The organism is Clostridium estertheticum, from assembly GCF_018861295.1.
Taxonomy (GTDB): Bacteria; Bacillota; Clostridia; order Clostridiales; family Clostridiaceae; genus Clostridium_AD; species Clostridium_AD estertheticum_D.
The window spans coordinates 1-11061 of record NZ_JAHLDM010000047.1 but is presented as its reverse complement, the minus strand read 5'-3'; the positions used below and the strand labels follow the sequence as shown (position 1 = coordinate 11061).

The following is an 11061-nucleotide window of genomic DNA, read 5'->3' as shown; positions in this document are numbered from 1 at the left end:
AAACAGGTAAATTTTCTGTTTTTATTTTTGCTGCTATGTTCCATTACATAATCTTTTAAATGATCCTGTATCTCACTAATACATCTTTCTGCAATTTTGTTAATCATAAATAACCCCCTAATTACTTTTGTGCGGCTTAGATCACTAAGCATTATCTCTAGAATAAATCCCTGAAAAATAACAAAAATTGTCTTTGGATTACACTTTCAGTAAATATATATGCTCTTGTGATAGGTATTTACGGTAAAATTATAAATTATTACTAATTATTTTGTGAAATAGTAATATTGTAAATAAATATGAGTTATGTAATTAGCTTAGTTCATTGATTTATAAGGCTTTATAAGTGATTTGCTTATTGAATTACAAATTTATCAGGGGGGTATATAATAGAGTAGAGTTTTAAAAGCTGGAAATTTATTTATAAAGACAATTTTTGCATTTATATTAATAAGGTGTTTTTGTTTTTTTGTAATATATATATATATTTATGTTTCAATGTAGGTATCTTAGGGGTTTGCGATGATTACAAGAGGTTGTAATGAATTAGAATAAATTGTAACGGAACGGTAATTAGTAGCAAATTAATGTTGTACATAAAAGCCTACGTGAAGAATAAGTACATATATCACCAAGCTTACAAACGATTATGGAAGAGGGTTCAATAAAAGTAGAAGGCGAAATGAAAAAGACTATAGAAATAGCAAAAACAATGGAAGAAGTAGAAAGTATTAATAAGAAATTATTTAACTGAAAATAATAGTTTAATTAATTGTTGACAAATAAGGTTTTTATCATGATAGTGGGGATGAAATAATTATCAACTTAGTGAAAATTGGACATAAGTAACCTTTTTAATTTTTAAAAACAAAATGGAAATTCAATGAATTCCATTTTAATATATAGATATATTCAATTTTAAATTAAATATAGTTTTTCCTCTTTAATGTTTGTTTTTATTTCTATAGATAATTACAGCCATAGAACAACAGAAAGAACCTGCAAACAATAAAAAAATAGCAGCATAAGTAGTATTCATAAAACGACCTCCTACATTATTGTGATTTTTTACAAAAAAATATATGTTGGTATTTATAATGAAAATTGAATTTTAGAATTATTCTGATATAGAATATATATTCATAATTACTACATTTGTATTAGTATAGCAAATTTATATAACAGTTACAATATTTACGGATTTTAAGTTTTTGTGTATTATTCACACGGTAATCGTTAAAGTACTTGTTGAATAAAAAATAAATTGGTTTTAAAAACGAAATATAAGACATGATATTACGTGAAAGGATTAGTGATGATAATCCTTTGAAGTTAGTTTTTAAAATGGCAAAAAGTTTATTAGAAACAGGTGCAAGAGACGAAGATATATATGCTGCAAAAATAAAATTATCAGATGAATTATCAACTTATGATAAAGTGAAAAACAATGATCAAATAAAAGCATTGGTAGATTTTTTACAATACTTATTTTTAATTAAAGACCATGTATTGGAAAAGAAATATGAAGAATATAAAAAAGAAAGAGGGGGTGCATTTAAAATGACAATAGATGACATTAGAAAATTGCACTATAAGGAAGAAGGTAGAGAAGAGGGGAGAGAAGAAGGCGAAATGAAAAAGGCTGTAGAAATAGCAAAGAAGCTTTTACGCAAAGGGGTATCTATAGATATAGTTGTAGAAAGTACTGAACTAACAATGGAAGAAGTAGAAAGTATTAATAAGAAATTATTTAACTGAAAATAATTTCTTTAGACATTTTATATTAATAAAAAAGGTATAGCAAAATCAATTTTGCTATACCTTTTCGGTTACAAGTTACTATAATTTTTAACAACAAAAAAGGAATTCAATAAAATGAATTCCCTTTTAATATATATACATATTTAATTTTAAACTAAGTAGAGTATAGTAATTTATTTTAATATAAGTTATTTTTCTTTGTCTTATCACATATCATAAAGACCTCTTATTTATAAACTTTTACTACCCTCTAAAAACTCTGAAGATTTAATTTGATGCATTGGACTATCCCCTTTCTATTAGCGATTATTTTTACTTTATCTAATGAAGGTTAACAGTTAATTATGCTTCTTTGTTTATGAGCTAATAATAACATGGTAATTGGTATTTGTAAAGACTTATTTTTAATTAATAATAAATATCGTTAAGCGTGAAGTTATAAACTCCTCATCAAATTCAATATACTCAACACTAATGTCATGCATGCCTAAATCACTAAAAAGTCCTTTTCTATAAATTTTAAAATAAAATCTATCAAAAGTTTTAAATGGAGCTCTTATTCGTGTAAAAGAGATTAAAGTACCACATTGTTAATACAATATTATAGAAGAAATATGAGTAATGAAATTGTAAAACACGCATAAAAACGATAAAATAAGCAAGGGAATGGAAGAAGAAACTAGTGTAAAAACTATTAGTCAGAAGGCAATAGAACTCACATTGAAATGAATATGGAAGAGAATACATGATAGTGTCTGAAATTTAAAATTCTATATTTAAGACTTGAGTATATATCAAAATAACGATATAATACTGATATATTAAGCGGGAGGTGTATTTTATGCCAGCAATAAGACCAAGCTCAGATTTAAGAAATAAATATGTTGAAATATCACAATTTTGCCATGAGTATAATGAGCCAGTTTATATTACTAAAAACGGTAAAGGTGATTTAGCAGTTATGAGCATTGATACTTATGAAAAACTTGTGGGTAAATTTGAATTGTATAAATTAATTGACGAAGGTGTAGAAGCGATGCAGAAGAAAAAAGTAAGACCTTTCAAAGAAGCGTTAGCTGACATACAGAAAGATTTATAAAATGAGTAGCTATAATATACAAATTGCAATATATTGTGCGGAAAGACCACTCCTTTAGGTGTGGGATGGATAGCATAATGTATAAAAGTTTATCTAATATATATGTATAAAAGAGTTTAAACATACACATAATAGGATATACTGATATTATGGAAAATAAATATAGAACAACTAAAACAACAGTTTCTTTAATTAATTATCATTTTATATTTTGCCCAAGATATAGAAGAAAAATATTTTTAATACCTAATGTAGAAGAAAGATTTAAGTGTTTGGTCAAAGAGGTATGTAAGGAGATAGAAATTGAAATTATTGCAATAGAATGTGATAAGGATCATACACATATGTTTTTAAATTGTCTTCCCAAATTAGGACCGTCGGATATTATGCAAAAAATAAAAGGTGCAACAAGTAAAATTTTGAGAGCAGAATTTCAAGAATTAAATAAAATGCCTAGTCTATGGACAAGAAGTTATTTTGTATCCACGGCTGGCAATGTAAATAGTGAAACAGTAAAAAATTATGTAGATAATCAAAATACAAGATATTAAGAAGGGGGTGAATGCTGCGTCAAATTATATTTTAACATTAAAATTAAACACAGAAAAATATCAAGAAGACATATTAAATAAAAGATTAGAAATAAGTAGAAACATTTATAATAGTTGTTTAGGCGAATTGTTTAAAAGATATAACCATATGAGAGAATCGAAAGAATATGAGAAAGTAATAAATATGGTTAAAGGGAGAGAACGAAATAAAAAATTTAATGAATTAAACAAGAGATATAATTTGACAGAGTATTCTTTCCATAAATATGTAAAATGTATACAGAAATATTTTAAAGATAATATAGATAGTTTCACTGCTCAAAAGATAGCTTCTAGGTGTTTTAGTGCTTTTCAAAAATTAATGCTCCATCAATCAAATAGAGTTTATTTTAAAAAGTATGGTGAAATGAATAGTGTTGAGGGAAAATCCAATAAAACTGGAATTAGGTTTATAGGCAATAAATTAAGATGGAATGGATTAGATATAAATGTGATTATAAATAAAAATGATGAGTATGCACAAGTGTCATTGTTGAATAAAATTAAATATTGTAGAGTGGTAAGAAAATTAATTCGTGGTAAATATAAATATTATGTTCAATTAATACTGGAAGGAATTCCACCAATTAAGTATAATAAAGAAACCGGTGAGGTTAGAAATAAAATAGGTGACGGAAATGTTGGTATAGATATTGGTACAAGAACAATTGCAATATCAAGTAAAAACGAAGTTAAGTTATTAGAATTATGTCCTGAGATAGAAAACATAGAACATGAAAAAAATATATTACTCAGGAAATTAGATAGACAAAGAAGAAGTAATAACCCTAATAATTATAATGAAAATGGGACTATAGAAAAGGGAATTATGACTAATTTAAAGAAAACAAGATTGACATGGATTAAGTCAAATAAATATATCAAAACTCAAAATGAATTAAGAGAAGTTCAGAGAAAACAAGCTTATATAAGGAAGCAATCACATGAGAAGTTAGCTAATTATATTATAAGTTTAGGAGATAGAATATTAGTTGAAACTATGAATTACAAAGGGCTTCAATCAAGGTCAAAAGAAACTACTGTTAATACAAACGGTAAATTCAACAAGAAAAAGCGATTTGGAAAGAGTTTAGCAAATAAAGCACCATCAATGCTTTTAACAATACTTGATAATAAGCTAAAATGGCATAATACTGAGTTAACCAAGATTAATACTTATAAAGTAAAAGCATCTCAATATAATCATATAGAAGATAAATATGTAAAAAAGAAATTATCTGAAAGATGGAATGATTTTGGAGAATTTAAAATACAGAGAGATTTGTATTCAAGCTTTTTAATAATGAATGTAAAAGATAATTTAGAAGAAATAGACAAAGATTTATGTTTTAAGCAGTTCGATAATTTTAGAAAACTTCATGATAAAGAAATATTAAAAATACAGAGTAGTAGTATTAATTTGATAAGCAGTATGGGTATTTAGAGGCAAATAAAAGGTTTTGATATGAACCTTGACTATCGTTAATTCATTCATTAGAGTGATTGGTAGTAAAAGTTTTAGAGAAATTAATGAGTTCTTATATGTGTAATTTATTAGAGCCTTAATAGATGAGAGTATTTGAGAAGTTAACGTATCTAAGAACCCCACTCCTTGAGGTGTGGGAGTATCAGCTTAGAAGAAATGCCATTAAGAAATGCCTTAGTATTTGATGATAGACTGGCATATAAAAGAATAAGAAAATTTTTAGTAGATAATTATATTGTGTTTTATATTATCACAGAGGAGAGCAATATAGTTACGATTATTAGAATATTATATAATAAAAGAGATTGGATGAAATTATTATAGATGTATCTATGATTGTAGCCATTAATATGAGTTTAAAATCTTAAATAGAATTAGAATTCACATGAAAAACCACATTTTTTTTGGATAATGGTGGTGTGTACTTAGGTGTAAGTGCAAGGAGTATTGTATTATCAAAAAATTTGCCAAACAATTTAGAATATATTAATTGTACACTTAACGTTCATTCCAATCAAGCTATAGTAATTATTAACAACAAAAAGGGAATTCAATAAAATGAATTCCCTTTAAATATATACATATTTAATTTTAAACTAAGTAGAGTATAGTAATTTATTTTAATATAAGTTATTTTTAATTAATAATAAATATCGTTGAGGATGAGCTTATAAAGTGGCTATTTTAGATCAATACCCACTTGTTCACTACTAGCTATATCTTTTTTCTTTTCATTTTTAATCCAGTCTGGAATAAGTTGCGAGGAAATATAGGCTATAATTGGAACGGTTAAAATCACAGCAAAACTACCAGTTAGGCCTTCGAGCACCACTATGTTCACCATATCCATATTAAACAATTGATTGTTAGTTAAATTGTAAGAGTAAATTACTATAAACATGCTAAGTGAAGTACCTGCAAACGCAAGAATAAGGGTATTTACCATGGTTCCCATCATATCTCTGCCTACATTCATACCAGACTTGAATAGTTCTTTTTCAGTAAGTTTAGGGTTTAATGAATATATCTCTTGTACGGAAGAAGCGATAGATATACTAACATCCATTACAGCACCAAGGGAAGAGATTAGAATTCCAGCTGTTAGTAACCATTGAACTTGCATGTTTGATTGTGTTGAAATCATATTTAATGATTCCACATCTGCCATATTAAATCCTGATAGGTGAGCTAGATTGCAGATAAGAGTGGCAATACTACCAGCAACAAAGACCCCAAGTATGGTACCTAAAATAGCTGATACCGTTTTGGCACTCCACCCATTTAGTAAAAATAATGTAACACAAGAAGATATAATTACCATCAAAATCGAAGCCAAAATGGGCGAATATCCTCTGTATATTATTGGAAGAAACATATAAAAGATAAGAATAAAAGAAATTAAGATACCGATAGCAGATCTCACGCCTTTCTTTCCACCAATTAAGCACAATGCTACAAAGAATATTAAAATAAAAACATATTGAACAGGAGCTCTATAATAATTGTAGACGGTCACTGCGTACATATTTGGGTTTCCAGTATCCACATCCACAATAATCTTCATTCCTTGATTAACGTAGATATTGTGAGTATCTGATAAAAAGTTTGTAATTGTCTTAATGTCTCCTTTATGTTCTCCAGTAAGAATCTTTATTTTTATTTGTTGAGTGCCAAGATAAATCTTAGTTGAATTTGGGTAACTTTTTAAAGATTCATTTTCAACAACCAATACCTTCGCTTTTTCATATTTAACATAGGAAGTAGAATTTTGATTATTATGGGTGAAGCGAGTACTAGAATTTAGAAAATACAGAAAAAGGGAAAAAAACAATATACCTATAATTAAGGTGGTAAATTTAAATGCTCTTGAAGCTTTTAACATATCTCTCCTCCAGACAAATTTTTAAGATGTGATTCTGTAAAATAATTTACTTTAATTATATATTAGTTATAAAATTAAATGGTAATGTCTTTGTAAAGCTTGTGTTAAGTTAAGTGAATCATATAAAAATCTCTAAATTTATTTTCTCAATTAATAATACAATGTATTTCAAACTTTACATATATTTAACATATACTTTACACAAATGGGAAAGAACTAATTTTTAATCGCTGATATAATTAAGCCATTAGGCGACGCTTATTATTACAAGATAATATAATATAAGGAAGGTGTAAAAATATTAAAAGTATCTATGAAATGATTAGCGTACCAAAAATAAGTAATGAGGGGTAGATTTCATGAAAAAAGTTAAAAAAATAGGAGTGTTAAGTTCCCTAATTGCATTTATATTTGTATTTACATTGGCGACAAATGGAATATTTGGATCAAATGGCAAGACAACAATAGCTTTAGCTGCAGGTGTCGATACTACTATCACAGATATAGCATTAACTCCAGGTAGCGATCCAACGCAATTAAATTTTGCTTGGTATTCTGCGAATAGTACAACCTCTAGTTTAGTACAAGTTGCATTAAAGTCTGATATGAGTGGAAGTACATTCCCTATTGATAAGGCAGTAAACTTTAAGGGCACTAGTACTGCAGGAAATGAAGGCCATTTCTCTAATAAGGTAACTGCAACTGGATTTAAAGAATCTACAGCTTATGTATATCGCTTAGGTGATGGTACTAATTGGAGTACAGTTAATAATTACACTACTCATAGTACAAGCCAGTATAGCATATTAGTAGCTGGTGACCCACAGATTGGTGCAAGTGGTAGTGTAGCAAGCGATGGAGCAGGTTGGGTTGATACAATGAACAAGGCTTCATTAAAATTTCCTAATGCCAGCTTCTTACTATCAGTAGGAGATCAAGTTAATAATGGTAAAGAAGTTGCTGATGCTACTACAAAAAAAGAAATTAATGAATCAGAGTACACACAATATCTTAGGCCAACTCAGTTTACAAGTTTACCAATAGCCGTTATCGCAGGTAATCATGAAACTTACGGAGATGGACATATGTCTCACTTTAATGTACCAAATATGTCAACAACATATGGTACAGTTGCAGGTTCTGGATCAGTTATAGGTACAACAGGTGGAGATTCTTACTTCACATATGGTAATACTTTATACTTGATGCTTAATAGTAATAACGTAAGTGAAGACGGTCATATGGCATTTATGAAAAGTGCTATTGCAGCAAACCCAAATGCAAAATGGAAGGTAGTTTCAATGCATCATTCTATATATAGTTCTGCAGATCATGAAACAGATGCAGACATAATAACAAGAAGAACAATTCTTCCAGCAATGTTCGATACGCTTAAAATTGATGTAGTTTTATATGGTCACGATCATTGTTATACTAGAACAAATCAAATGTTAGGTGGAGTATCACAGAAAACTACAACAGATGCAAATGGAGCTGTTGTAAACCCTAAAGGAACACTTTATATGACATTTAACTCTGCCAGCGGAAGTAAATATTATGAGATGCAATCACCTGACCTTAATGGTACTTACGAAGCTGTTAAACAACAAATTCATGTTCCAACTATTTCACTTATGAGTGTAACAAATAATAATTTAACAATTTCAACATATAGAACTGACACAATGGCACAAACAGATACTTACACAATAGCTAAAGCACCAACAACTGATTATGATGCAATGGCTAATGGTACTGTACTAATAGGAACAAAAGCATTTGCTTTAAATTATGCGAATGATCCATTAAATGCGCAGGAAATCACTAATGCAGTAGTAGGTGGTGGAACAATTTATGTTAAAGATTTTTCAGGTAATTGGATAGACAATCTTACAGGATTAGCATCAATGCCAAAATAGTATTTATTTGTGCATACTAATTTAAATATGGACTGTATTGGAGATTCTTCTAATAAGGCGATGACATCCAGTCATCGCCTAAATCATTATGTTCTTCAATCTATCATGTTATCATCTGCAATAAAATCTATATCAACATTCTTTGCGCGTAGTTTACTAATATAAACCACTGCACACCTAAAAGTCTTTTTATTCTTTGGATTTTCTTGTCTCACTGAAAAATTCACAGGCTTATTGTAGCATTTACAGTACTGCATATTACTTAATTGTTTTTTGAAACTACTCAGTGGCAACACCTCATGAGTCACATTATGCTCTCTACAGTATTTTACAAACCTAGCGTAAAAGCATGTATAATTAAGGCGAAGCACAAAATCTCCATCTAAATCAAGAACTGCATCATAGTCGATATTTCTTAAAAGTTCATTATTAGCTGCCATACGATTCATAGTTTCAAAATTTTGCTCTATAACTGTTTTATTCGAGGTTCCTCCATCTAACAAGTCCTCATAAGCCCCTCTTTCTATTGATGATATAATCTCCTTCATTGTAAAACCAGTGCACTCCTCCATATTCAAATCGAAATCATCAAATACCCTCTTAAGTAAAGCTATACCAATCATACAGTTAGCTAGAGAGTTTTTAACTCTGTCATTTTTAATATCATTACCAATGGCTTTTTCAAAAATTGAATTATGGATTTCTTTGATTTTTTCCTCGCTCATTTTTAAGGCCTCCTTTAAAAGACTGACTCCAAGTTTATTAAGTAAAATAGAATTTCCCTTTAATTTTTCTAGACTTTCTTTGGTTATCTCATCAAAATAAGAAGTTGCAAAGATAACTCTAAGGCTTCTTCCTATGTTTGCCGTTTCCTCAATACCTACTTCTCAAGATAAAATCACTGAAGCTCTAGGAATAAAACTTCTATTTTTATCTAGGGTGGCTACTGCTTTCACCTTCTATTAAAAGATGGTTATATTGAATTCTACTCCGTTTAAGCTTTTCTTTCAGAAACAAACCACATACATAACCTAATATGGCCGCAGTATTTTTAAGTATGCTAAATTTAAATAAATATGGTGCAACTTCTAAAAGCTCTTCTTTTGTAATAACATCATTCTTTAGAATGTTAGTATTAAGCTCTGCATATTGATTTTGCATAGCTATATCTAAAGTGGGCTCTCCCTCAGAATTTAAAGCACCATGCTCAGACACGAAGCACCACTGATTATTAATTTTATGAAAACCACTGTAGGTAACGCCCTTCCTTATATCACTAGTTTTACTTGAAATAATAAATCTTATATATTGAAGGTCCTCGATTCTTCCTATATAAAAAGTTTTAAAGCTGTTTAGTGCTCTTCTAAAAGATAATACATCATCAAAATCGGAGGTTTTAAAAGTCCTCTCGCCTATAACCCCTTCCTGGGTAACGATATCACCTATAATTTGAGTATCACCTTCATTTTCAATATAATATTTTGGATTAATAATAAAATTAGAGATATTAATTATCTGCTTTTTATAATATTTGTAGTAACAAAACTCATCTACATAAATATTTCCTATAGGTTTATTCTGCACGGAGACGTTTTCTACCGCTTCATCTGCTTTATTAACCAAAGTTATTAAATCGTCTACAGTGCCTCCATTTTCCACCCAATCTACAATATCCCCTTTAGGCTTTAAACCGGGAAGCTCTATTATTTTTACAGATTTGACCACATTCTTTATAACACTTAGAACATCATTTGCATAAGCTTTACCACTTTCATCATTATCAGGTAGAATTACTATATTGGCGGACTTTAAAGAAGCAACATAATCTGCACTATAAGCTGAAAATCCCCTAGCTCCAAAAGCAGTGGTAGTTCCGACCAGTCCTAATTTGAAAATCTCATCCACGCATTTTTCTCCTTCTACAAAGAAAATAGTCTTATCATTTTTAATGCCATCTAAAACCTTTGGTAGCTTATAAATAACATGTCTCGCAGCCTTTATTCCAAAGCTCCATTCACTATTATCTTTAGCATAAGCCATGAAATCTTTTTTTCTTTTGCCATTATCCATCCACTCTCTTCTACAGATTTTATATAATATATTTCCAAGTTCATCCTCATAATAATATTTAGCTGTGGTTTTCTTTTGATAATTAAAATTTTGTTTCGTCTTAAAGTCTCGGTTTGTAGAAGGCTTAGGGCCCTCGGTTTCAATTTCAACGTTATATTTTGTACTTAAAAATTTCATACTATTATGAAATCCTTCTATACCCTCGGTATACTGGGCGGCAGTTAAAATGTCACCTTTAGCTCCACAACTAAAGC

The 11061-nt window shown here is 29.1% G+C and carries 8 protein-coding genes and 1 pseudogene; 6 read left to right on the top strand and 3 right to left on the bottom strand.

From position 1 onward, the window contains the following. The first annotated feature begins 1290 nt into the window (after positions 1 to 1290). The 5 genes from KPL54_RS25025 (at position 1291) to KPL54_RS25005 (ending at position 5260) form a co-directional block, all read left to right on the top strand. The gene (locus KPL54_RS25025; RefSeq protein WP_216109218.1) at positions 1291 to 1758 is read left to right on the top strand and encodes a hypothetical protein; all 468 of its coding nucleotides are present in this window, start codon (positions 1291 to 1293) and stop codon (positions 1756 to 1758) included. 844 nt (positions 1759 to 2602) lie between these two features. Continuing rightward, positions 2603 to 2860: a type II toxin-antitoxin system prevent-host-death family antitoxin gene (locus KPL54_RS25020; RefSeq protein WP_171298169.1), complete on the top strand. Its 258-nt coding sequence runs from the start codon at positions 2603 to 2605 to the stop codon at positions 2858 to 2860. 149 nt (positions 2861 to 3009) lie between these two features. Next, positions 3010 to 3411, top strand: coding sequence for an IS200/IS605 family transposase (gene tnpA / locus KPL54_RS25015; RefSeq protein ID WP_216109217.1), 402 nt, complete (start codon positions 3010 to 3012; stop codon positions 3409 to 3411). Positions 3412 to 3418: 7 nt separating this feature from the next. After that, positions 3419 to 4894 (top strand): transposase, encoded by a 1476-nt coding sequence (locus KPL54_RS25010; protein ID WP_216109216.1) that lies wholly within the window; start codon positions 3419 to 3421, stop codon positions 4892 to 4894. A gap of 198 nt (positions 4895 to 5092) precedes the next feature. Beyond that, positions 5093 to 5260 (top strand): type II toxin-antitoxin system RelE/ParE family toxin, encoded by a 168-nt coding sequence (locus KPL54_RS25005; protein WP_216109215.1) that lies wholly within the window; start codon positions 5093 to 5095, stop codon positions 5258 to 5260. A 355-nt stretch (positions 5261 to 5615) separates the two neighbouring features. On the opposite strand, the gene KPL54_RS25000 is transcribed toward KPL54_RS25005, so the two are convergent. Beyond that, positions 5616 to 6818, bottom strand: coding sequence for a YibE/F family protein (locus tag KPL54_RS25000; RefSeq protein WP_216109214.1), 1203 nt, complete (start codon positions 6816 to 6818; stop codon positions 5616 to 5618). 359 nt (positions 6819 to 7177) lie between these two features. Between KPL54_RS25000 and KPL54_RS24995 the strand changes: the two genes are divergently transcribed. Beyond that, positions 7178 to 8737 carry an FN3 domain-containing metallophosphoesterase family protein gene (locus KPL54_RS24995; protein WP_216109213.1) on the top strand — a complete coding sequence of 520 codons (1560 nt, stop codon included), beginning with the start codon at positions 7178 to 7180 and terminating at the stop codon, positions 8735 to 8737. Between the two features lie 95 nt (positions 8738 to 8832). Here KPL54_RS24995 and KPL54_RS24990 read toward each other — a convergent pair whose 3' ends face one another. After that, positions 8833 to 9462, bottom strand: a complete 630-nt coding sequence (locus KPL54_RS24990; RefSeq protein WP_216109212.1) for a hypothetical protein — start codon at positions 9460 to 9462, stop codon at positions 8833 to 8835. A gap of 205 nt (positions 9463 to 9667) precedes the next feature. Then, positions 9668 to 11061 (bottom strand): annotated as a pseudogene (locus tag KPL54_RS24985) (hypothetical protein); the annotation flags it as partial.

What these genes read in the sequence shown, in the direction of transcription:
- KPL54_RS24990 (WP_216109212.1), bottom strand. Translation starts at nt 9,462, where the DNA reads ATGAGCGAGGAAAAAATCAAAGAAATCCATAATTCAATTTTTGAAAAA.
- KPL54_RS25025 (WP_216109218.1), top strand. Translation starts at nt 1,291, where the DNA reads ATGATATTACGTGAAAGGATTAGTGATGATAATCCTTTGAAGTTAGTT.
- KPL54_RS25000 (WP_216109214.1), bottom strand. Translation starts at nt 6,818, where the DNA reads ATGTTAAAAGCTTCAAGAGCATTTAAATTTACCACCTTAATTATAGGT.
- tnpA (WP_216109217.1), top strand. Translation starts at nt 3,010, where the DNA reads ATGGAAAATAAATATAGAACAACTAAAACAACAGTTTCTTTAATTAAT.
- KPL54_RS25020 (WP_171298169.1), top strand. Translation starts at nt 2,603, where the DNA reads ATGCCAGCAATAAGACCAAGCTCAGATTTAAGAAATAAATATGTTGAA.
- KPL54_RS25005 (WP_216109215.1), top strand. Translation starts at nt 5,093, where the DNA reads ATGCCATTAAGAAATGCCTTAGTATTTGATGATAGACTGGCATATAAA.
- KPL54_RS24995 (WP_216109213.1), top strand. Translation starts at nt 7,178, where the DNA reads ATGAAAAAAGTTAAAAAAATAGGAGTGTTAAGTTCCCTAATTGCATTT.